The organism is Streptomyces hainanensis, from assembly GCF_004348415.1.
GTDB lineage: Bacteria > Actinomycetota > Actinomycetes > Streptomycetales > Streptomycetaceae > Streptomyces > Streptomyces hainanensis.
Genome location: NZ_SMKI01000064.1, coordinates 1 through 22,150 on the forward strand (window position 1 = coordinate 1; position 22,150 = coordinate 22,150).

Sequence of the window (22,150 nt, forward strand, 5' to 3'; positions counted from 1 at the left end):
GGGGCGTCCCCGGCGAGCCGGCGTCGGAGGCCGCCCACGCCGTGGTGCCGGCCGCCGCGCCCGCGCCCCGGCTCGCCGGGGTGGACAGCCGCCCCCCGCTGCCGCGCCGCCAGCGCCAGCAGCACCTGGTGCCCCAACTGCGCGACGTCACGCCGCAGCCCGCGCCCGGCGCCGTCGCCGACCCCCAGGGCCGCGTCGACCCCGGCCTGATGGCCGCCCTCCGCCGGGGCGCCAGCCTCGCCGACGCGCCTGACACCCCCGACGAGCCCGCCTAGGCGCCGTCCGCCGCACCCGAGCCGACCACCCCGACCGAGCCTTCTGCCCGAGGAGATCAAGGCGACCATGACCATGGAGAGCGACGTGCCCTTCGGCCGGCAGGCGGACGTGTCCTGGCTGCTGACCGGTCTGGTCGAGCGGGTGCCGCACGCCCGCAGCGCGCTGCTGCTGTCCGCCGACGGACTGGTCAAGGCCGAACACGGCCTGGAACCGCGCACCGCCGACCAGTTGGCCGCCCTGGCGGCCGGCCTGTACTCGCTCGCCAGGAGCGCCGCCACCCTGCCGCAGGCACCCTCCACGGCCGACCCCGCCACCTGGGAGTGCGGCGGCGAGGTCCGGCAGGTGGTGGTGCAGCTGGCGGGCGCCCTGCTGTCCGTCTGCGCCGCCGGCCAGGGCGCCTGCCTCGCGGTCCTCACCGGCCGGGAGGCCGATCCGGCCATCCTGGGCTACGAGATGGCGCTGCTGGTGCGGAGCGTACGGCCCTTCCTGGCCACCCCGGCCAGGCAGCGAGCGGCCCGTTGACCGCCATCCGGGTGCCGGACGCCGCCCCCGAGCCCGGCACCGCCTACCCGTCGGCGCCCGAGCTGCCCTGGCTCGACGAGAGCGCGGGCCGGCTGATCCGGCCCTTCACCGCCTGCGGCGGTCGCACCCGACCCACGGTCCGCCTCGACCTGCTGACCATGGTGCTGGCCACCGGGCGGCCGCCGCGCCGCCGGCTCGGCCCCGAGCACGCCCAGGTGCTCCGGGTGTGCGGGGGGCCGTTGCCGGTGGCGGAGATCGCCGCCCAGGTGCGGCTGCCGGTCGCGGTCACCAAGGTGCTGCTCGCCGACCTGTTCGAGCTCGGCGCCGTGACCGTCAACTCGCCCGTGCCGGCGGGCCGTTCCGTGACCGACCGAGACCTGCTGGAGGCGGTGTTGCATGGACTCCGCGCACGCCTGTGACCCCTTTCCCACCGCCGTCAAGATCCTCGTCGCCGGCGGTTTCGGCGTCGGCAAGACCACGCTGGTCGGCGCCGTCAGCGAGATCGAGCCGCTGTGCACCGAGGAACTGCTCACCCAGGCCGGCGCCGGCACGGACAGCCTGGAGGGCGTGGAGCACAAGGACTCCACCACCGTGGCCATGGACTTCGGCCGCATCACCCTGGACGACCGGCATGTGCTCTACCTGTTCGGCACGCCGGGGCAGGAGCGGTTCTGGTTCATGTGGGACGAGTTGTGCCAGGGGGCGCTCGGCGCCGTCGTGCTCGTCGACACCCGGCGCCTCGAACAGAGCTTCCCGGCCGTGGACTTCTTCGAGCGCCGGGGTCTCGCCTTCATCGTGGCCGTCAACCAGTTCGACCGCGCGGTCCGTTACCCACCCGAGGAGATCAGGTCCGCGATGGACCTGCGCCCCGAGGTGCCGGTGGTGCTGTGCGACGCCCGGAAGTCCGCCTCCGCCACCCAGGTGCTGGTGGCCCTGGTCCAGCACCTGATCGACGCCAGAAGCGGGCGGGCGACCGGCCGGGAGCCACGCCCCGGCAGGTCGCCCGCCGCCCACACCTGAGCGAGACTCAGCCCTGCTGGCCCTGCTGGCCCTCCTGCTCGACCTGGCCGCCGAAGCGCTCCCGGAAGGACTCCAGGTCCTCGTCGGTGATCTTGGCGAACAGCACCGAGGGCACGGTGAACGCGGTGCCCGCCCGGACGGCGCCGAGCGCCCGGGCCTCCTCGCCGGTCACCCAGGACGCCCCGGCGGCCTCCGGCGCGTCGAAGACCGCGCGCAGCGCCCGGGAGGTGAAGGGGATGAACGGCTCGGAGACCACCGCGTAGAGGTGGATCAGGTTCATCGCGGTGCGCAGCGTCAGGGCCGCCGCGTCCTGGTCGGTCTTGATCTCCAGCCAGGGCGCCTTCTCCTCCAGGTACGCGTTGCCCGCGCTCCACAGCGCGCGCAGCGCGAAGGCCGCCTTGCGGAACTGCAGCGCCTCCACGTGCTCCTCGTACTCGGCGAGCAGCCGGGCGATCTCCTCGCCGAGGCGCTCCTCGGCCTCGCCCGCCTGGTGGCCGGCCGGTACCGCGTCGCCGAAGCGCTTGCGGGAGAACGACAGCACCCGGTTGACGAAGTTCCCCAGGGTGTCGGCGAGGTCCTTGTTGACGACCGAGGAGAACAACTCCCAGGAGAACGACGCGTCGTCCGACTCGGGGGCGCCGGCCATCAGGAAGTAGCGCCAGTAGTCGGCGGGCAGCAGTTCGAGGGCGGCGTCCGTGAAGATGCCGCGCTGCTGCGAGGTGGAGAACTTGCCGCCGTAGTACGTCAGCCAGTTGAACGCCTTGACGTAGTCGACCTTCTTCCAGGGCTCCCTGGTGCCCAGCTCGGTGGCCGGGAACATCACGGTGTGGAAGGGGACGTTGTCCTTGGCCATGAACTCGGTGTAGCGCACGGACTCGTCGGCCTCGAACCACCAGGAGCGCCAGTCGCGCTCCTCGCCCTCGCCGGCCGCGTCCGACCACTCCTTGGTGGCGCCGATGTACCCGATGGGGGCGTCGAACCAGACGTAGAAGACCTTGCCCTCGGCCGCCAGGTCGGGCCAGACGTCGGCCGGGACCGGCACGCCCCACTCCAGGTCGCGGGTGATCGCCCGGTCGTGCAGGCCCTCGGTCAGCCACTTGCGGGCGATGGAGGAGGACAGCGTGGGCCACTCCTTGCCGTGCGCCTCGACGAAGGCGGCGACCTCGCCCTCCAGCTTGGACTGGAGCAGGAACAGGTGCTTGGTCTCCCGCACCTCGAGGTCGGTGGAGCCGCTGACCGCGGAGCGGGCCTCCAGCAGGTCCGTCGGGTCGAGCACCCGGGTGCAGTTCTCGCACTGGTCGCCGCGGGCCGCCTCGTAGCCGCAGTAGGGGCAGGTGCCCACGATGTAGCGGTCGGGCAGGAAGCGGCCGTCGGCGAGCGAGTACACCTGGCGGGTGGTTCGCTCCTCGATGAACCCGTTCTCCTCGAGGCGACGCGCGAAGTGCTGGGTGATCTCGATGTTCTGCGCGGACGAGGTGCGGCCGAAGTAGTCGAAGCGGAGGCCGAATCCGTCGTAGATCGCCTTCTGCGCGTCGTGCTGCTGGGCGCAGAACTCGGCGACCGGCAGCCCGGCGGTCTGCGCGGCCAGCTCGGCCGGGGTGCCGTGCTCGTCGGTGGCGCAGATGTAGAGGACGTCGTGGCCGCGCTGCCGCAGGTAGCGTGCGTACACGTCGGCCGGGAGCATCGAGCCGACCATGTTCCCCAGGTGCTTGATCCCGTTGATGTAGGGCAGCGCACTGGTGATGAGGTGTCGGGCCATCCTCGGATGCTCCAATGGTGGAAGAAGGTCGCGAGCGTGAACGCGATCACGGAAGGTGACGGATCACGGCGTCTGAACTCACCCATCCTACCGAGGCGGGCGTGGCCCTCTCACGCGCGTTTCGCGCCCGACCGGGACCGTCAGACGGCCTCGGGCAGCTGCTCGGGCGGGCCCGGGCGCGCGTAGTACCAGCCCTGCGCCGAGTCGCACCCCAGGTCGCGCAGCCGCTCGGCCTGGATGGAGGTCTCCACGCCCTCCACGGTCACCGAGAGCTCGAGGGTGTGGGCCAGCGAGACGATGCCCTCGACGATCTTGAGGTCGACGGGGTCGGCCGGGGCGCGCTGGAGCCCCAGCGTGAACGACCGGTCGAGCTTGAGCGTGCTGGCCGGGAGCCGGCGCAGGTTGGCCAGGTTGGAGTAGCCGGTGCCGAAGTCGTCGAGGGCGATGCCCACCCCGAGGTCGGCCAGCTCCCGCAGCGGCCTGAGCTCGTTCTCGTCGGCCCTGATCATGGCCGTCTCGGTGACCTCCAGGCAGAGCGAGCTGGGCGGCAGCCCGGCCTCCTCGAGCACCGTGACCGTCTCCTCGACCAGCTCCGGGTGGTGCAGCTGGCGCGGCGACAGGTTCACGTTGACCTTGAGCGGCCGCGGGCCCCCTATGCCACGCACCTGCCACTGGCAGGCCTGCCGCACCGCCTCGCGCAGCACCCAGCGGCCGAGCGGCACGATGAGCCCCGTGTGTTCGGCGAGCGGGATGAACCGGTCGGGGCCGAGCACCCCGTGCCGGGGGTGGCTCCACCGCACCAGGGCCTCGGCGCCCTCCAGGCTCCCGTCCCGCATGGCGACCAGCGGCTGGTACTCGATGAAGAACTCGGCGCCGCGCAGCGCCGCCGGCAGGTGGTGGGTGAGGTGGTGCCGGCTGATGGCCCGGGCGTCGGAGTCCGGGTCGGCCAGCGCGAACCGGTTGCCGCCCGCGGCCTTGGCCCGGTACATCGTGATGTCGGCGCTGCGCAGCACCTCGGCCGCGGTGAGGTCGCGCGTCGGGCCCTCGACGACGCCGATGCTGGCCCGCACCATCAGCTCCCGGCCGCCGAGCTCCACGGGCGAGGCCAGCGCCTCCAGGGCGCGCTCGGCCAGCTCGGTGACCGCGCGGGGGGTGGGCGGGTCGACGATCAGCGCGACGAACTCGTCGCCGCCGATCCTGGCCAGCATCTGCCCGGAGCCCGCGGTGCAGGACTGCAGCCGCTCGGCCACCGCGATCAGCAACTGGTCGCCGACGGCGTGGCCCAGGCTGTCGTTGACGGCCTTGAAGCCGTCCAGGTCGAGGTAGCACAGGCCGACGCGGCCGTAGCCGGAGCCGGGGGAGAGGGCCTGTTCGAGGCGCTCGAAGAACAGCGAGCGGTTGGGCAGGTCGGTGAGCGCGTCGTGGGTGGCCTGGTAGCGCAGCCTGAGGTGGAGCAGCCGGCGCTCCGAGATGTCCTCCGTCATCGACATCATGTAGCGGGGCTCGCCGTCCGCGTCGCGCAGCAGGGACACCGTCAGATTGGTCCACAGCACGGTGCCGTCGGCGCGGGCGTAGGACTTCTCGACCCGGTAGTGCTCGCGTTCGCCGCGCATCAGCTCGCGCTGCATCCGCCAGATGTCGGGGGAGTCCTCCGGGTGCGTCAGGTCGAGGAGGTTGCGGCTGCGGACCTGGTGCGCGGAGCCGCCGAACATCCGGGCCAACGCGTCGTTGACGTTGAGGATGTTGCCCGCCATGTCGGCGATGGCGATGCCGATGGCCGCGTCGTTGAAGACGGCGCGGAAGCGGGTCTCGCTCTCGTGCAGGGCCTCGGCGATCTCGGTCTGGGCGGTGATCGCGGCGCGGGAGAGCGACTCCTGCTCGCGCCGGGTGCGCTCCTGGAGCGCCTGGGCGAAGCCGGCGGCGATGGCGTGTTGGAGCCTGGCGCAGCGGTTCCGGGCCTCGTCGGGGGTGAGCGTGGCCGGGTCCGCGCAGTACAGGACGAGGTAGGCGTCGATGACGCCGAGCACCCGGGGGAGCGAGTCGACGGCCGTGCAGTGCGCCGCCACCAGCGCCTCGCCCACGGCGCGTGCCGGCGTCGGGTCGAAGGGCCGGGCGTGCAGCGCGGTGGCCAGCCGGGTGGTGAGGTCGACGAGCAGTTCCTCGAACTCGGCGCTGGTCATCGAGGTGGCGGTGGCCGGGAACACGGCGCGGCACAGGATTCTGGCGAAACGTCTTGGCCCGTCCGGTGGTTCCGTGCCGAGATCGGCGAGGGAACCCCCGGCGGGGCCCGAGGGCGAGGGGCTCACGCTCTGCGTCCTACTCCCGCGTAGCCGGCATGGACGATGGGGTCCTCGTCCTCGACGGGCGCCTCGGGGCGCCAGTCGGGGAGCGGCACGACTCCGGGCTCCACCAGGTCGAAGCCGTCGAAGAAGGCGGTGACCTCGGCCCTGGTGCGCATCACCAGGGTCGCGCCGCCGCTGCGGTAGACGTCGCTCAGCCGGTTACCGCGCTCGCGGGTTCCCGGCAGGCTCTCGGTGGCGGCGTGGCTGATCACGAGCAGGCTGCCGGGCGGCAGCGCGTCGCGCAGCCCGGCGATGTGCTCTCCCGGCTTGTCGTCGTCGTCGAAGAAGTGCAGCAGGGCGACGAGCAGCAGCGCCACCGGCCGGTCGAGGTCCAGCAGCCGGCGGACCGGGTCGCCGCCCACGATGGACAGCGGGTCGCGGAAGTCGGCCGCCAGGATGTCGGTGCGCGCGTCGTCGGCCAGCACGGCCCGGCTGTGCGCGACGGCCACCGGGTCGTTGTCCACGTAGACGACGCGGGCCTCGGCGCTCGCCGCCCTGGCCGTCTCGTGGACATTGCCGAAGGTGGGAATGCCGGACCCGATGTCGAGAAACTGGGTGACGCCCTGGGATATCGCGAAGCGCACGGCGCGGCGCATGAAGGCGCGATTCGCCTGCATGATCTTGGGGAGCCCGGGAAACGCCTCGATGGCCCTGCGGGCGGCCGCCCGGTCGGCCTCGAAATTGTGCGAACCGCCCAGGTAGTAGTCGTACATCCGGGAAACACTCGGCACCGACAGGTCGATACCGTGCGGCGCCCAGGCGGGTCGTTCCATCGGCGTCTCCAATGTCCCCTGCATATGCACGAATTGGCCCCGACGGTCGAGGGTACTGACTTCGCGCCACGCGAGGGAAGGAAACCGGGGAGCGACCTTGCCCCTCCGGGGGGTTACCTGGGCATCTGTCCCGATAGGTCGGCCGGCACGCCGGCGGCATCAAGCCAGCGTGACGGCCGATTCGTACCGGGTGGCGGCCCGGGTGGTGAACCGGTTTACCCGCCGGTCACACGGAGACCCCCCGCTCCCGCAGATAGGCCAGCGGGTCGATGTCCGTGCCGAACGCCGGCCCGGTGCGGATCTCGAAGTGCAGGTGCGGACCCGAGGAGTTGCCGGTGGAGCCGGAACGGCCCACCTGCTGTCCCGAGCCGACGGGCTGCCCGGCCGAGACCGAGATGGCGGACAGGTGGGCGTACTGGCTGAAGCGGCCGTCCGCGTGCCGGACGATCACCTCGTAGCCGAAGGAGCCGGCCCAGCCGGCGGAGACCACCTCGCCGGGGGCCACGGACCTGATCGAGGTGCCGGTGGCCACCGGGAAGTCGACGCCGGTGTGGTAGCCGCGGGACCAGGAACTGCCGGTGGCGTGGTAGGCGGTGCCGGTGCCGGCGTTGACCGGGGCGGTGTAGGCGGCCTGGGCCGGCCCGTCCTCGCGCTCGCCCTGCGGCTGCTCCTCCTCGGCCCGCTCCTCCGCGGGCTCCGGCTCCGGTTCCGGCTCGGGTTCCGGCTCCGGCGGGGCCTGCTCGGCGGCCGGCTCCTCCGGCTCCGGCTCGGGCTCGGGCTCCGACTCGGCGCGCCGCTCCTCGGCGGGTGCCTCGCCGCGGAGCGCGAGCCGCTGGCCGGGGATGATCAGGTCCGGGTCGCCGCCGACGGTGGAGCGGTTCAGCTCGTAGAGTGACTGCCAGCCGCCGCGCACCTCGTGGGTGGTGGCGATGCCGAACAGCGTGTCCCCGCGCACCACCTGGTAGCGGCCGGTGTCCTCGGCGGCCGGCGTGGTCGCGGGGCGGGCCTCGGCGACGGGCTCGGCCTCGGTCTCCGGCTCGGCCCGGGTCTCGGTCTCCACCGCCGCCTCGGCGGCGGGGGCGGCGTCCCCGGCGGGCGAGATCTCGGGGTCGACGCCGTCGCGGGTGAGGCCCGCCACCCCCGAGCAGTGCGGCCAGGCGCCCGGGCCCTGGCCGGCGAGCACCGCCTCGGCGACCGCGATCTGCTGGTCCCTGGTGGCCTGGTCGGCCCGGGGTGCGTAGGCGGTGCCGCCGTACGCCTCCCAGGTGCTCTGCTGGAACTGGAGCCCGCCGAAGAAGCCGTTCCCCGTGTTGATGGCCCAGTCGCCGCTGCTCTCGCACTCGGCGACCGCCTCCCAGGTGTCGACGGGAGCCGCCGACGAGGAGGCCGCGGTGATCAGCGGCAGCGCGAGACCCGCGCCGGAGGCCGTCACGGTCAGCGAGGCGCGGGAGACCGCGTTCGGCCGGTAGCGGCGGTGACGTCCACGTGTGCTCATTGGGCTGATCCCTCCCCGAACGGACTGCTCCATACGCCCGTCAGATTATGGCCTGATCACGGGAGTTGTCCGGCGGATCAAACGATATGGGCGACGATCCGGCGCGACAAGGGAGCAGGGGTGGCACGGTGGGGCTCACGGGAATGCCCGGCGTCGCCGCGACGAGCCGTCGTGGCCCCGGGGGCCCGCCCGCGACCGGGACGGGCCCCGGGGTCAGCCGTCCCGGCGGGCGAGGTCGCTGGGGCTCGCCCGGCCGTCCCGGGCGTCGAGCGCCGTCTCGCCGGTGCCCTGGGCGTCGGTACCGGGGTCGGGACCCGGCCCGTCAGCGCTGGCGGGGTTTCTGGCCGCCGGAGCCGACGGGCGCGGCGCGCCGCGCGGCGGCCGCAGCACCGCGAGGACGACGGCGAGGATCGCGCAGGCCACCAGGCCGTCCATCCAGTAGTGGTGCCCGGTGCCCACGACGGCGGTCACCGTGATCAGCGGGTGCAGCAGCCAGAGCCAGCGCCACCGGCTCCGGGTGGCCACGATCAGCGCGACCGCGATGAAGACGGCCCAGCCGACGTGCAACGAGGGCATCGCGGCGAACTGGTTGGCCATCGAGTCGGCCGCCGGCTTGTCGTACACCGCGGGCCCGTACACGACGCCGGTGTCCATCATCCGGGACGGCCGGAAGAGCCGCGGCGGGGCCAGCGGGAACAGCAGGTGCAGCACCAGCGCCGCGCCGGTCAGCCACGTCAACACCCAGCGGACCCAGACGAAGTGGCCAGGGCGCCGCCAGTACATCCAGACCAGGAAGACCACGATGGCGGGGAAGTGGACCGTCGCGTAGTACACGTTGACGAAGCGGATGACGGTCTCGCTGTGCAGCAGCAGGTCCTGGACGAGCTTCTCGCCGGGCAACCGCAGGGCCCGCTCCAGCTCCCACACCCATTCCGCGTTGTCGCGCGCCTCGGCGAACTGACCGTTGGCCGCGCGTCTGCCGAACTTGTAGGCCAGGTAGAGGGCCACGATGAGCGGCAACTCCCGGACGAGCGGTGGCCGCGCGGATCGCGCGGCACCTTCCCGGTTTCGCGCGGTGAGGACGCGCTTCAGCACGGCGGTGCTTCGCATAGGCAGTATTCCCGAATGGCAGGGTGGTCGGATCGCGGTCTGGAAACGCCAGGGCCTTTCGGCCCCGGGTTTCGATCTTCGGTTCCCTGCCCAGAGTTTACGGGCTTGTCACCGTTCCGGCTCTTCGGAGTTACCGGATCGCTCGGAATCGGCCCGATCCGACGGCCGGTGCCTTGCCGTGCGAACTCCGTCGGCCTAGCGTTTTGAATCGGTTCACTGGCCCGCTTTCCGCGGCCATCAGGCGACACCCGTGAGGCACATGATGAACGCGCAGGACCCGCAGGACCCGCAGGTCCCCCAGGACGGACGCTTCGACCACTGCCCGTGGCTCTTCCAGCAGGAGGCCACCCCGGAACAGCGGGCGGCCCAACTCGCGCACCAGCGACGCCTCACGGCCGCGACCGGCGCCGAGTTCGGCGAGCGCTGCTACCTCTCACCGCTCGCCGCCGTCCTCCCCGACCGGCTGCGGCTCGGGTCCGACTCCTACGTCGCCGCGCACGCCTACCTCACCGGCGACATCACCGCCGGCGCCGACTGCACCGTCAACCCCTTCACCACGGTGCGCGGCACCGTCACCCTCGGCGAGGCCGTCCGCGTCGGCGCCCACACCTCGCTCCTCGGCTTCAACCACTCCACCGCACCCGAACAGCGGATCCACCGTCAGCCCATCACCAGCCGCGGCATCGTCGTGGGCGACGACGTGTGGATCGGCTCGCACGTCGTCGTGCTCGACGGGGTCACCATCGGCGACCACTGCGTCATCGGCGCCGGCGCCGTCGTCACCCGCGACGTGCCGGACTGGGCCATGGTGGGCGGCAACCCCGCCCGGTTCATCCGCGACCGCCGCGACACCAGGGACCGCCGCGAGGCCGGGAACCGCCCGGCCCGCCGGCCCGCCGCGGCCACCGGGAACCGCCCGGCCGGCGACCTCGACGACCGCCTCGCCGCCTTCGTCGCCGCCGCCCGCGCGCAGGCCCCCGCCCTGCTGGCCCGCTGCTGGGACGGCGAACGCTACGTGGACCGGCCGGGCGCGGCGCCCACCGTCCGCGCCCACTGCGACGCCGTCGAGATCGCCGACCTGCTGCTCGGCGAGGCACCGGCCCAACTGCCCGCCACCGCCCACGCGGAGCGGCTGCGCGCCGCCCAGGACCCGACGACCGGACTGGTGCCGGAACTCGGCGCCACCCTGCCGCCGCCCGCCGACGACGGCTTCGTGGACGACGGGCCGGCGCTCTACCACGTCCTGTCCGTCGGCTACGCGCTGCGCCTGCTGGGCAGCGAGCCACGCCACCCGGTGCACACCGTGCGCCGCATGACGCCGCGCCCGCTGACCGGCCGTCTGGACCGGCTGCCCTGGGCCGACCGGGCCTGGCACGCCGGCTCCTGGATCGACTCCTTCGCCACCGGCACGCTGTGGAACCTGGAGCTCGGCGCCGAACCGGCCGCCCCCGGCACCCTGGAGGCCCTGTTCGGCTGGCTGCTCACCCGCGTCGACCCGTGGACCGGGATGTGGGGGCGCCCGGCGCCCGACAGCGGCCGACTCCAGGTCGTCAACGGCTACTACCGGCTCACCCGCGGCTCCTTCGCCCAGTTCGGCATACCCGTGCCGCACCCGGAACGGGTCGTCGACACCGTCCTCGACCACGCCCGCGACCTCCGCTACTTCGCCGCCGGGCGCGAGAACGCCTGCAACGTGCTGGACGTGGCCCACCCGCTGTGGCTCGCCGGCCGGGCGACCGGGCACCGCGCCGCCGAGGCGCGCGACTGGGCCGAGACGCGGCTCGCCCGCGCCCTCGACCGCTGGCACGAGGGAGGCGGCTTCGGCTTCGGACCCGCCCCCGAGGGCACCGGGCCCGGACGCGAACCCGGCCTCCAGGGCACCGAGATGTGGCTCGCCATCCTCTGGCTGCTCGCCGACCTCACCGGCCGCGCCGACCTGCTCGGCTACCGCCCGCGCGGCGTGCACCGCCCGGAGCCGGCCCGTGCCCCGGCGACGCCCGTCTGACACCGGACCCGGTGGGGCGGCCGGGTCACGGCCGCCCGTCGTCGCGCAGCACGCCCCGGGTCCTGTGCAGATCGCACTCCGACTCGCGGCCGCTGCTCGCGATGGTGCGCAGCGCCTGCCTGGCCTGTCCCGGGGCGCGGTCGAGCACCCGTCCCGCCGCCTCCGCCTGCACCACCATGCCGGCCACCCGATGCCCGGTGATGTCGTACATCTCCCGGCAGATCTCCGCGCGTTGGGTGGCCAGCGCCACCTGACGCCTGGCCGCGTCGATCCGGAGCGAACTGTCGGCGCTCTCGGCCAGCTGGTGGCGGTAGCAGCGCCGGAACCGCGCCCGGTAGCCGAGGGCCCAGCTGAGGCTGAACGGCAGGAGCATCGCCACCGCCAGCTGGATCGCCGCCCCGACCGGCATGTCCTCCCTGGCGATGGACCAGGTCGCGGCGAGCACCGAGGCGCTGAGGCCGCCGGCCAGCGCGAGGCCCATCGCCCAGGGCGCACCGTGGACCGCGACGGTGGAGACCACGGCGTACAGCGCCGGGGCCGTGGCCAGCAGCCCGTTCTCCAGCACCACCTGGACCACCCACGCCGCCAGCGCCACCAGCAGTGTCGTCTCCGGCATCCGCCGGCGCATCGCCAGCGCGGCGGTCATCGCCAGCGCCAGCGGCACCGCCTCCAGCAGGTCGACGCCGCGCAGCCTCTCGTCCACGGCGATGTTGAACACGCAGAGCATGAGCAGCAGCAGCGCCAGCCAGGCGTCGACCTGGTCCACCCGGCCCGTCCGGTCGTGCCGACCGGCGCCGCCCCGCCGCCCTCCGAGATCCCGAAGCGCCCAGTCCATGCGGGCAAGCCTACGGCCGCCACCCGCGCGCCGAGTCGAACCGGTGGAGTATTCCGCCGGCCCGAAGATCACCTCGGAGACGGAGGCGCCCACACCCCCGAGGTCGCATCCTCGTGGGGGGACGACATCCCTCCGATCCGCACCGTCGCCGGAGCGTGACGGGGTGTCACCGCCATCATCTAGAGTGACGAGACGTACCTGGGAGGTTCCTGTGGCCGAGCCGTCCACCCGTGACGAGAAGCCCTACCGCCGGTCCCCGCTGAACAGACTCCGCCCCGCCTCCTTCGGCGCCGAGCCGTCGGGCGAGCGGCTGACCCGGATCCGCAGCTCCCCGCAGTTCCGGGACGGTGCCTTCCGCAACGAGCGGCCCACCCGCACGTTGCGGGCCCGCGAGGCGCTGCCGCTGTTGCGCGAGTCGTTCCGCCGCGACCTGTGGGCGCGCCGCACGCCGGCCGCCCCGCCGCCGGTGGTGCGGCCCGCCCTCGTCGAGCCGGGCGGCGAGCCGGCGAGCGGGCTGCGGATCACCTGGCTCGGGCACGCCACCGCGCTGGCCGAGATCGACGGCCACCGCGTGCTGTTCGACCCGGTGTGGGGGGAGCGCTGCTCGCCGTTCGGCTTCGTCGGCCCGCGCCGGCTGCACCCGACGCCGCTGTCCCTCGCTGAGCTTGGCCGGCTGGACGCCGTGGTCGTCTCCCACGACCACTACGACCACCTGGACATGCCCACCATGCGGGCGCTGGCCGGGGCCGACACCGTGTTCGTGGTGCCGCTCGGGGTGGGCGCGCACCTGGAGCACTGGTCGGTGCCGGCCGAGAAGGTCGTCGAGCTCGACTGGCACGAGTCCACCCGGGTGGGGGAGTTGACGCTGACGGCCACCCCGGGCCAGCACTTCTGCGGTCGCGGCCTGCGCAACCAGGGCGCCACCCTGTGGGCCTCCTGGGCGGTGGTCGGCCCCCGGCACCGGGTCTTCCACAGCGGGGACACCGGATACTTCCCCGGCTTCGCCGACATCGGGGCCGCCCTCGGCCCGTTCGACGTCACCATGATGCAGATGGGCGCGTACAGCCCCGAGTTCTGGCCGGACGTGCACATGACGCCCGACGAGGGGGTGCGGGCCCACCTCGACCTGTCGGGCGGCACCCCGCGCGGCGTCCTGCTGCCGATCCACTGGGCCACCTTCAACCTGGCGCCGCACCCCTGGGAGGAGCCGGCCGAGTGGTCCGTCCGCGCGGCGCGCGCCGCCGGCGTCCAGGTGGCGCTGCCCCGGCCGGGCGAGTCCTTCGAGCCGTCCCGGGACCTGCCGGTCCATCCGTGGTGGCGGGCGCTGGCCAAGCCCGCGCCGGAGGCGGCGGGCGCGCCCGGCCCGGAGGGCGGGGGCACACTCGCCGCGGAGCGCGCGCCCCGGCCCGTGGAGCACTGAGGCGGTTCCCGCCCCGGGTCAGCTCGGCGCGCGCAGCGGGTCGTGCCCCAGCGTCATCAGCCGGTAGCGCCACTCCGGCTCCGGCAGCTCGGCCCTGGGGCCGGCCTCCCGCTCGTCCCGCACCGCCGCCACCACGTCCCGCATCAGCGCGACGTCGGCGTCGGTGAGATCCATCTGCCGCTTCCTGAGGATCCCCAGCACGCCCCGGCCCCGCGCCGGGCCCGCGTGGTCGGGGATCTCCTCGCTGTCCTCGCCCGCGCTGCTGGTCCGCAGCCAGGCCGCGAGCTCCGGGGACGTCATGTTGACGGCGGAGTGGAAGTCGGTCCACAGCGCCTCGAGTTCCAGCGCCTCGATGTCGGCCATGGTGAGCCTCCCAGTGGTCCTCGGTGGTGTGCGACGTCCTTGGTGTTGTCCGTGACGCGAGGCGGGGTCGGCCGCCGGTGCGCCGGCCGGTTCAGCCGGCCGACCCGCGCGCCGTCGCGCGCACCTCGTCGGCCAGGCCCCGGTTCAGCGACACCCGCACGAGCCCTGCGGCGAGGTGCGGCAGCTCCTCCTCGCTCACCAGCCCGCTCAACGTCCCGGGTGACCGCGGCAGGCCGACCCGCTCGGCACCCGACCTGACCCGCTGGTCCACCCGCGGCGCGTACTCGGGCCAGACGGCCTGGGCCTCCCGAAGGAAGATGTCGACCCCCACCGGGCCGATCCCGGGGAACTGCCGCAGCGACTCCTCGGCGTCCCCCTCGTCCCGCAGCCGGCGCAGATCACCGCCGTACCGTTCGAGCAGCAGCCGCGCCTCGTTCCCGAGCTGGGTCGCCGTCCGCTCGTCGTAGCGCCGGTAGTGGCCCACGCCCAGCGCGTCGACCCGCTGCTGCCAGGTCACGTCCGCCATGCGCCGAGGGTCGCGCAGCCCCGCGTCGAACAGGGCCCGGGCCGCCGAGACGGCCACCCCGGCGCTGATCCGCGCGGACAACAGGTGCGACAGCACCAACAGCTGGTAGAGCGCCGCCGGACTGTTCCGCAACCGGATCCCGGCCTGCTCGGCATAGGTCTCCCCGCACCGGTCGACGACGGCGCGCGCGGTCCGCTCGGTCCGCTCGGTCATGCCAGTCCACCTCCGCAAACGAGTCTCGCGGACGCTTCGGGTTCCCAGTCGAGGTAACGCGAAACCCGGCGGGGAAGTACGGAGGGGACGACCCCGGGAGCGCCATGTCGACATCGCCCGTCCAGCCGCCGGCCGAGTGCTGGCTCCATCCCCGCGCCGAGGTGCGCGACTCGCCCATCCAGGGGTTCGGCCTGTTCGCCACCGGCCCGCTGCGGGCGGGTGAGTCCGTGCAGCGGCTCGGCGGCACCGTCATCGACGACGCCGCCCTGGCCGCACTCGAACCGCCCCACAGCAGCGTCACCATCGGCGAGGGCCGCCACCTGCTGATCGACCCGGCGGAGCCGGTCCGCTACGGCAACCACTCCTGCGAGCCCAACCTCTGGCACGCGGACGCCTTCACCCTGGTCGCCCGTCGCGACATCGCCACCGGCGAGGAGTTGACCAGCGACTACGCCACGCTCACCGGCGTCGACGAGTGGGCCATGGACTGCCGCTGCGGCAGCGGGCTCTGCCGCGGCCGGGTCACCGGCCGCGACTGGCGGCTGCCGTCGCTGCGTGCCGCCTACGGACGGCACTGGACCCCTCCGCTGCTCGATCGGATCGAGGCGGGCGGAGGGGGCCGGTAGTGCCGCCGGGTCAGTCGGCCGCCGGCAGCGTGAGCGAGCCGGCGCCCGGCTCGGCCGTCACCGGGTCGGCGTAGCCGAGGGGTCCGGAGAGCTGGACCCGCCAGGGTCCCGCCGCGCCGTCCGCCGTCACCGTGACGGTGCCACCGTCCCGGCGGGTGCGGAAGGTGGCCGGCGTGCCGCCGCCCGGCGCCGGGACGACGGTCACCGTCTCCGTGCCGTCGGCCGGCACGTGCACCCGCAGCGTCACCCCGTCCGCCCACGCGTACTCCGGGGAGTCCTCCCCGGCGCCGAACGGGATCACCGAGCCCGGCCTGGCCAGCAGCGGCAGGCTGTCGAAGCCGAACCGCTCCCGCCGCCAGCCGGGGCCCGTGACCCGCTCGCCCGTCAGCAGGTGCGTCCAGGTGCCCTCGGGCACGTAGTACTCGACGGTCCCGTCCTCCGAGAACACCGGCGCCACCAGCAGGTCGCCGCCCAGCATGTACTGCCGGTCGAGGACATGGCAGCTCGGGTCGTCCGGGAACTCCAGCAGCATCGCCCGCATCACCGGGGTGCCAGAATCGCGCGCCTGCTCGGCGGCGCGGAACAGGTACGGCATCAGCCGGTGCTTCAGCCGGGTGAAGTCCCGGGTGACGGCCACCGCCTCGTCGTCGTAGTCCCACGGCACCCGGTAGGAGTTGCTGCCGTGCAGGCGGCTGTGCGACGAGAGCAGGCCGAACTGCACCCAGCGCTTGAAGAGCGCCGGCGTCGGCGTCCCCTCGAAGCCGCCGATGTCGTGGCTCCAGAAGCCGAAGCCGGAGAGCCCGAGCGAGAGCCCGCCGCGCAGCGACTCGGCCATCGCGTCGAACGTCGACTCGCAGTCGCCGCCCCAGTGCACCGGGAACTGCTGCCCGCCGGCGGTCGCGGAGCGCGCGAACAGCACGGCCTCGTCCTCACCGCGCGCCTCGGTGAGCACCCGGAACACCGTCTCGTTGTAGAGCTGGGTGTAGTAGTTGTGCATCCGCTCCGGGTCCGAGCCGTCGTGCCAGACCACGTCGGTCGGCACCCGCTCCCCGAAGTCGGTCTTGAAGCAGTCGACGCCCTGCGCGGCCAGCGCCCGCAGCTTTCCGGCGTACCACTCGCACGCCTCCGGGTTGGTGAAGTCCACCAGCGCCATCCCGGCCTGCCACATGTCCCACTGCCACACGTCGCCGTTGGCCCTGCGCACCAGGTAGCCCAGGCGTCTGGCCTCCGCGAACAGCGGCGACTTCTGCCCGATGTACGGGTTGATCCACACCGAGATCCGCAGCCCGCGCTCCTTCAGCCGGGCCAGCATCCCCTCCGGGTCGGGGAAGACCGCCGGGTCCCAGGTGAAGTCGCACCACTGGTACTCGCGCATCCAGAAGCAGTCGAAGTGGAAGACGCTCAGCGGGATGTCGCGCTCGGCCATGCCCTGCACGAAGCGGGTGACGGTGGCCTCGTCGTAGTCCGTGGTGAAGGACGTCGACAGCCACAGGCCGAACGACCAGGCCGGCGGCAGCGCCGGCCGGCCGGTCAGCGCCGTGTAGCGGTCCAGGATCTCCCGAGGCGTGGGCCCGTAGATCACCAGGTACTCGACCGACTGCCCCTCGACGCTGAACTGCGCCTGCCCCACCGACTCCGAGCCGAGCTCGTACGAGACCAGGCCCGGGTGGTTGACGAAGACGCCGTAGCCGCGGTTGGTGAGGTAGAACGGGACGTTCTTGTAGGCCTGTTCGCTGGCCGTGCCGCCGTCCGCCTGCCAGACGTCCACGCTCTGGCCGTTCTTGGTGAACGGCGTGAACCGCTCGCCGAGCCCGTACACCAGCTCGCCGACGCCCAACGACAGCTGTCCGACCGAGAAGTGCCGTCCGTCGTCCGTGACGAAGCCGGTGCCACGCGACCCGGCCGAGGTCAGCACCCGCCCGGCGGCCGTGAAGTCGAGACGCCACGGCGCGTCCGCGTCGACCCGCAACGTCAGCGGGCCGCTGGACAGTTCGAGGACCGAGCCGTCCGACGAGGTCTTGCCCGCGTGCCCCGGCTCGGAGTTCAGCCGGAACCGGGGCCCCGGGTCCTCCTCGCCCTCGTGGTGCACGGACCGCACGCCGATCACGCCCTCGGCCGGCGAGAAACACTCCACGGTCAGCAGCGGGCTGTTGAGCGTCTGGCCACGGCGCTCCACCCGCCGCACCGCCGCGTACAGGGTGAGCCGGTCGTCCTCGACGCGGGCGTCGGCGATCTGCTTGGCCCAGGACGCCTGGACGCCCTCGCGCATCAGCCAGTAGCCGTCGGTGAACTTCAAGGCATCTCCTGCTTCTTGTGGTTGGCGATCATGTCCTGGTACCAGCGGTAGCTGTCCTTGGGGAGCCGTTCGAGGGTGTCGTAGTCGACCCGGACGATGCCGAAGCGCTTGTCGTAGCCGTACGCCCACTCGAAGTTGTCCAGCAGGGACCAGAGGTAGTAGCCGCGCACGTCGACGCCCGCGTCGATGGCGTCGGCCAGCGCGTGCAGATGGTCGCGCAGGTACGCGACCCGGTCGGCGTCGTGCACCTGACCGTCGGCCGCCACCTCGTCGGCCTCGGCCGAGCCGTTCTCGGTGATGACCACCGGCGGCAGCGTCGGATAGCGCCCGGCCAGATCCGTCAGCAGCCGGGTGAACGTCTCGGGCACCACCGGCCAGCCCATCGTGGTGTGCCGTACGTCGTCCCGCCAGGTCTCCTCGGCCCGGATGTCCACGGCGGTGCGGGTCGCCGGGTCGGGGTCGCGGTGCGGCGTGTCGCTGACGGTGATCGGCCGGTAGAAGTTGACGCCCACGAAGTCCAGGGGGGCGCCGATCAGGTCCAGGTCGCCCGCCAGGCGCCAGGAGCCGTCGGCCAGCTCGCCCCAGGTCTCCGCCTCGTGCTCCGGGTAGCGGTCGGCGAACAGCGGGTCGAGCCAGACCGCGTTGTGCAGGGTCTCGGCCCGGCGCACCGCCCCCAGGTCCGCCTCGGAGTCGGTGGCCGGCAGCAGCAGTTCCGGGTTGAGCGCGATGCCGACCTCGTCGACGCCCGCCTCCCGCAGCACCCGCACCGCGAGCCCGTGGCCCACCAGCAGGTGGTGGGCGGCGGCCAGCGCGCCCCGGCCCTCCCGCGCGCCCGGCGCGTGCCGGCCGATCGCGTAGCCCACGAACGCCGTGCAGAACGGCTCGTTGAGGGTCATCCAGCGCGGCACCCGGTCGCCGAGCCGCTCGACGACCAGCGCCGCGTACTCGGCGAACCGCTCCGCCGTCTCGCGCACCCGCCAGCCGCCCCGGTCCTCCAGCGCCTGCGGCAGGTCCCAGTGGTAGAGCGTCGCGGCCGGCGCTATCCCGGCGGCGAGCAACTCGTCCACCAGCCGGTCGTAGAAGTCGAGCCCCGCCTGGTTGGCCGCGCCCGAGCCCGTCGGCTGGATCCGCGGCCAGGCCACCGAGAACCGGTAGCTGTCCGCGCCCAGGTCGCGCAGCAGCCCGACGTCCTCGCGGTAGCGGTGGTAGTGGTCGCACGCCACGTCCCCGGTGGCGCCGTTCGCGACCCGGCCGGGCTCACGGCAGTACGTGTCCCAGATGGACGGGCCACGGCCGTCCTCGTCGTACGCACCCTCGATCTGGTAGCTGGCCGTGGCGGCGCCGAAGGAGAACCCCTGCGGGAAGCGGGGGAACCCGGACGCGGCGGTCTCCTGGGAGGTTGTCGTCTCGTTGGCAGTCATAAGCGATGGCCGGCCTTGCTCTACTTGACGGATCCGCCGGCGATCCCGGCGGCGATGTACTTCTGTGCGACGACCAGCAGTATCGCCGCCGGGATGGCGGACAACACGGCGGTGGCCATCACCGCGCCCCAGTCGCTGACATGGGCGCCGATGAACTGATAGATGCCCAGCGTCACGGGACGCACGTCGTCCGTCGTGTTCAGCGTCAGCGCGAAGATGAAGTCGGCCCAGGCGAAGAGGAACGCGAACAGGCCGGAGGTGATCAGCGCGTTGCGGCTCATCGGCAGCACGATGCGGACGAAGGCGGTGAACCGGTTGGCGCCGTCCACCATCGCCGCCTCGACCACCTCGGTCGGGATCGACACCATGAACGCCCGCAGCAGCACGATCGCGAACGGCAGCCCGAGCGAGGCGTCGGCGAGGATCAGCCCCAGATAGGAGTTGACCAGGCCGAGCTCCGCGTACGCGCTGTAGAGCGCGTTCGCCACCACGATGCCCGGCACCATCTGGGTGATCAGCGTGCCGAACACGATGCCCCGGCTGCCCCGGAGCCCGAACTGGGCGAGACCGTAGGCGGCCGGCGCCGCCAGCGCCAGACAGACCACGACCGCGCCGAGCGACACCACCAGGCTGGTCACCAGCGAACCGCCCTGACTGTCCAGCGCCGCCGAGAAGTTCTCGAAGCTGGGGGAGGTCGGGAACAGGTCGGCCGACGCGATGCTCGAGTGCGGCTGGAGCGAGGTGGAGAGCATCCAGTACACCGGGAACAGCATCACGGCCAGGATCAGCAGCGCGGCGGCCGTGTTCCAGGCCCGGCGCGCCCGCGAGCGGGTGGGGGAGCCATTGACGGGAGTGCGAAGCATCGCCGTCACCTTCCCTGCTGGTTGTCGCTGCGGTTGATCCGCAGGTACAGCACCGCGAAGACGGCGCTGATGAGGATGAGGACGTTGCCGACCACCGCGCCCTGGCCGAAGTCGAGCTGGAGGAACGACAGCTGGTAGGTGAGCGTGCCGAGCGTCTGGGTCGAGTCGGCCGGGCCGCCGCCCGTCAGCGCCAGGATCAGGTCGAGGATCTTGATCGTCGACATGAAGCCGAGCACCAGCACCACCGTGACCACCGGGCGCAGCATCGGCAGCGTGATGGAGCGGAACGTCCGCCACGGCCCGGCGCCGTCCAGCGCCGCCGCCTCGTACAGCTCGCGCGGGATCTCCTGGAGCCCGCCGTAGAGGATCACCATGTTGAACGGGATACCGATCCAGATGTTCACCAGGACCGCCGACAGCAGCGCCACGCTCGGGCTGCTCAGCCACGGCACCCCGTCGCCCGACAGGTGGAGGGTCTCCAGGAAGCTGTTCAGGATCCCGTGGTCCTCGTCCATGATCCGCCGCCAGACCACGGCCGACACCACCATCGGCACCAGCCACGGCAGCAGCAGCACGGCCCGGATCACGCCGGAGAGGCGGAAGCGGCGCGAGAAGAACACCGCGAGGGCGAGGCCGATCGTGAACTGGCCGACGAGCGAGCCCACCGTGAACAGGATCGTCTGCCACAGCGCGTCGCCGAACAGCTCGTTGTCGAGGACCCCGCGCCAGTTGTCCAGGCCGTTGAACGGCGCCTCGCCGGTGAAGTACGTCCGCGGCGTGAACTCCTGGAAGCTCATCAGCACGTTGCGGACCAGCGGGTAGCCGAAGAACGCCAGCAGGTAGACCAGCGCCGGGGCCACGAAGAGCCACTGGTAGAGCCGGCGCCGGCCGGCCCCGGAACGAGGGGCCGCGGCGCGCCGCTCGGGCGCCCGCTCCTCCGTGGGAAGGGAGGTGATCGTCATGGCGTCGTCCTCACTCTCCGGCCGTGGCCTGGCTCTGGGCCGCGTCCAACGCCTGCTCGGGCGAGGACCTGCCGGTCAGTACGGACTGGAAGGCGCCGGCCAGCGCGTCGCCGACCACCGGCCACCGGGTGCCGACCTCGGCGGTCCTGGACCGCGCGGTGAGCACCAGGTCGGCGAACGGCGCCAGCTTCGGGTTCTCCTCGCGGTACGCCTGCGCGGCCTCGGCCCTGGTCGGCACGTTGTTCACGCGCTCGCCCCAGGCCAGCTGGTTCTCCTCCGAGTTGAGGCAGCTCAGGACGCGGCCGGCGTTGCTCACCCGCTCGGGGTCGTCGTCGTTGCGCGGCACCGTCATCACGGTGCCGCCGATCGGCGGCACCGGGTCCTGGCCCGCCTGCGGCACCGGGATGCTGGCGACCGCCCAGTCGACGTCGTCCTGACCGTCGAGCACCGGCACCTGCCAGGGACCGTTGATCATCATCGCGGCCCGGCCGGAGATGAACTGGTCGTTGACGTCCTGCTGGTTCCAGTTGACCACCGAACGGGAGGCCGACCCGGCGTCGACCAGGTCCTTCCACAGCTGGAGCGCCGGCACCCCGGCGCCGTCGTCCAGCCGCGCCTCGTCGCCGCCGGCCGACCAGAAGAACGGCAGGAACTGGTAGACACCGTCCGCGTTGGGGCTGGCGCTGAACGCCATGCCGTACGTGTCGCCCTGGGTGAGCGCGGCGGCGGTGGTCTCCAACTCGTCCCAGGTGGTGGGCGGTTCGAGGCCGGCCTCGGCCAGCAGGTCGACGTTGTAGATCAGCGCGAGCGAGTTCACCGAGCGGGCCACGCCGTACTGGGTGCCGTCGAAGGAACCGAGGGAGTTGGCGCTGTCCGAGAACACCGAGGTGTCCACGCCGGCCTCCCCGATCGGCAGCAGACCTTCGGTCTCGGCGAACTGCGGCACCTGCGAGCCGTCGAGCTCCAGGATGTCGGTGAGCGAGTCGGACGACGCCATCCGCAGCGCCTTGGACGCGACCTGGTCGGCCGGCACGCTGATCTGCTCGACGCGCAGGCCGAGCGGTTCGGCGCACCGGTCGAAGAAGTCCTGGTTGGCCTCGTGCTCCGCCGTGTCCGTGGCCGAGTTGAGCACGGTGACCGTGTCCGGGTCGGGCTGCGCGGCACAACCGGTGAGCCCGAACGTGACCATGGCACCCGCCATGGTCAGCGCCGCGGCGGGCACCGGTATGCGCCGCGCTCTCGATCGTATGGGCCTGGGTCGCATGGGCTTGGTGATCTCCGTTTCACGACTCTGTGGTGGATCAGCGGGGTGGGTCAGCGGGG

19 protein-coding genes and 1 pseudogene are annotated in these 22,150 nt (G+C 72.9%); 7 read left to right on the forward strand and 13 right to left on the reverse strand.

The genetic code is table 11. The features are described 5' to 3' along the window. The 4 genes and pseudogenes from E1283_RS37095 to E1283_RS08440 all read left to right on the forward strand — a co-directional run. Window positions 1-275: pseudogene (locus E1283_RS37095) on the forward strand (hypothetical protein); the annotation flags it as partial. A gap of 73 nt (window positions 276-348) precedes the next feature. After that, the gene (locus E1283_RS08430) at window positions 349-798 is read left to right on the forward strand and encodes a roadblock/LC7 domain-containing protein (RefSeq protein ID WP_132817307.1); all 450 of its coding nucleotides are present in this window, start codon (window positions 349-351) and stop codon (window positions 796-798) included. 5 nt (window positions 799-803) lie between these two features. Beyond that, window positions 804-1,217 (forward strand): DUF742 domain-containing protein, encoded by a 414-nt coding sequence (locus E1283_RS08435; protein ID WP_243744690.1) that lies wholly within the window; start codon window positions 804-806, stop codon window positions 1,215-1,217. Continuing rightward, window positions 1,195-1,818 carry a GTP-binding protein gene (locus tag E1283_RS08440; protein WP_132817291.1) on the forward strand — a complete coding sequence of 208 codons (624 nt, stop codon included), beginning with the start codon at window positions 1,195-1,197 and terminating at the stop codon, window positions 1,816-1,818. The genes E1283_RS08435 and E1283_RS08440 overlap by 23 nt, the downstream gene beginning before the upstream one ends. 7 nt (window positions 1,819-1,825) lie before the next feature. Here the strand turns inward: E1283_RS08440 and metG are convergent, their stop codons facing one another. From metG to E1283_RS08465, 5 genes are all read right to left on the reverse strand, one after another. After that, window positions 1,826-3,577 carry a methionine--tRNA ligase gene (gene metG / locus E1283_RS08445; RefSeq protein ID WP_132817292.1) on the reverse strand — a complete coding sequence of 584 codons (1,752 nt, stop codon included), beginning with the start codon at window positions 3,575-3,577 and terminating at the stop codon, window positions 1,826-1,828. Window positions 3,578-3,717: 140 nt separating this feature from the next. After that, the gene (locus tag E1283_RS08450) at window positions 3,718-5,883 is read right to left on the reverse strand and encodes a putative bifunctional diguanylate cyclase/phosphodiesterase (RefSeq protein ID WP_132817293.1); all 2,166 of its coding nucleotides are present in this window, start codon (window positions 5,881-5,883) and stop codon (window positions 3,718-3,720) included. Beyond that, window positions 5,880-6,692 (reverse strand): SAM-dependent methyltransferase, encoded by an 813-nt coding sequence (locus E1283_RS08455; RefSeq protein ID WP_132817294.1) that lies wholly within the window; start codon window positions 6,690-6,692, stop codon window positions 5,880-5,882. The genes E1283_RS08450 and E1283_RS08455 overlap by 4 nt, the downstream gene beginning before the upstream one ends. A 226-nt stretch (window positions 6,693-6,918) precedes the next feature. Continuing rightward, window positions 6,919-8,187: a transglycosylase family protein gene (locus E1283_RS08460; RefSeq protein WP_132817295.1), complete on the reverse strand. Its 1,269-nt coding sequence runs from the start codon at window positions 8,185-8,187 to the stop codon at window positions 6,919-6,921. A gap of 213 nt (window positions 8,188-8,400) precedes the next feature. After that, a complete protein-coding gene (locus tag E1283_RS08465; protein WP_132817296.1) occupies window positions 8,401-9,297 on the reverse strand; it encodes a phosphatase PAP2 family protein in 897 nt (298 codons plus the stop codon). Window positions 9,298-9,556: 259 nt separating this feature from the next. Here E1283_RS08465 and E1283_RS08470 point away from each other — a divergent pair, with 259 nt between their 5' ends. Beyond that, window positions 9,557-11,302, forward strand: a complete 1,746-nt coding sequence (locus tag E1283_RS08470; RefSeq protein ID WP_243744691.1) for an acyltransferase — start codon at window positions 9,557-9,559, stop codon at window positions 11,300-11,302. Between the two features lie 25 nt (window positions 11,303-11,327). Here the strand turns inward: E1283_RS08470 and E1283_RS08475 are convergent, their stop codons facing one another. Continuing rightward, the gene (locus E1283_RS08475) at window positions 11,328-12,137 is read right to left on the reverse strand and encodes a DUF7134 domain-containing protein (protein WP_132817297.1); all 810 of its coding nucleotides are present in this window, start codon (window positions 12,135-12,137) and stop codon (window positions 11,328-11,330) included. Window positions 12,138-12,348: 211 nt separating this feature from the next. On the opposite strand from E1283_RS08475, the gene E1283_RS08480 reads away from it, so the two are divergent. Then, the gene (locus E1283_RS08480; protein WP_243744688.1) at window positions 12,349-13,557 is read left to right on the forward strand and encodes an MBL fold metallo-hydrolase; all 1,209 of its coding nucleotides are present in this window, start codon (window positions 12,349-12,351) and stop codon (window positions 13,555-13,557) included. Between the two features lie 18 nt (window positions 13,558-13,575). Here E1283_RS08480 and E1283_RS08485 read toward each other — a convergent pair whose 3' ends face one another. Next, window positions 13,576-13,920 (reverse strand): DUF3140 domain-containing protein, encoded by a 345-nt coding sequence (locus E1283_RS08485; protein ID WP_132817299.1) that lies wholly within the window; start codon window positions 13,918-13,920, stop codon window positions 13,576-13,578. Between the two features lie 91 nt (window positions 13,921-14,011). Then, window positions 14,012-14,659 carry an HhH-GDP family DNA glycosylase gene (locus tag E1283_RS08490; RefSeq protein WP_132817300.1) on the reverse strand — a complete coding sequence of 216 codons (648 nt, stop codon included), beginning with the start codon at window positions 14,657-14,659 and terminating at the stop codon, window positions 14,012-14,014. A gap of 104 nt (window positions 14,660-14,763) precedes the next feature. Between E1283_RS08490 and E1283_RS08495 the strand changes: the two genes are divergently transcribed. Then, entirely contained in the window at window positions 14,764-15,285 is a 522-nt protein-coding gene (locus E1283_RS08495; RefSeq protein WP_132817301.1) for an SET domain-containing protein, read from the forward strand. Between the two features lie 10 nt (window positions 15,286-15,295). Here the strand turns inward: E1283_RS08495 and yicI are convergent, their stop codons facing one another. From yicI to E1283_RS08520, 5 genes are read right to left on the reverse strand one after another with little or no spacing between them, the layout of a single operon-like run. Beyond that, window positions 15,296-17,581 (reverse strand): alpha-xylosidase, encoded by a 2,286-nt coding sequence (gene yicI / locus E1283_RS08500; RefSeq protein WP_132817302.1) that lies wholly within the window; start codon window positions 17,579-17,581, stop codon window positions 15,296-15,298. Beyond that, window positions 17,578-19,002, reverse strand: a complete 1,425-nt coding sequence (locus E1283_RS08505) for a GH1 family beta-glucosidase (RefSeq protein WP_132817303.1) — start codon at window positions 19,000-19,002, stop codon at window positions 17,578-17,580. Before E1283_RS08505 ends, yicI begins: the two co-directional genes overlap by 4 nt. A gap of 20 nt (window positions 19,003-19,022) precedes the next feature. Beyond that, window positions 19,023-19,865 carry a carbohydrate ABC transporter permease gene (locus E1283_RS08510; RefSeq protein ID WP_132817304.1) on the reverse strand — a complete coding sequence of 281 codons (843 nt, stop codon included), beginning with the start codon at window positions 19,863-19,865 and terminating at the stop codon, window positions 19,023-19,025. Window positions 19,866-19,870: 5 nt separating this feature from the next. Then, window positions 19,871-20,821 (reverse strand): carbohydrate ABC transporter permease, encoded by a 951-nt coding sequence (locus E1283_RS08515; protein WP_425086146.1) that lies wholly within the window; start codon window positions 20,819-20,821, stop codon window positions 19,871-19,873. Window positions 20,822-20,837: 16 nt separating this feature from the next. Beyond that, window positions 20,838-22,091, reverse strand: a complete 1,254-nt coding sequence (locus E1283_RS08520; protein WP_132817306.1) for a sugar ABC transporter substrate-binding protein — start codon at window positions 22,089-22,091, stop codon at window positions 20,838-20,840. Window positions 22,092-22,150: the final 59 nt, after the last annotated feature.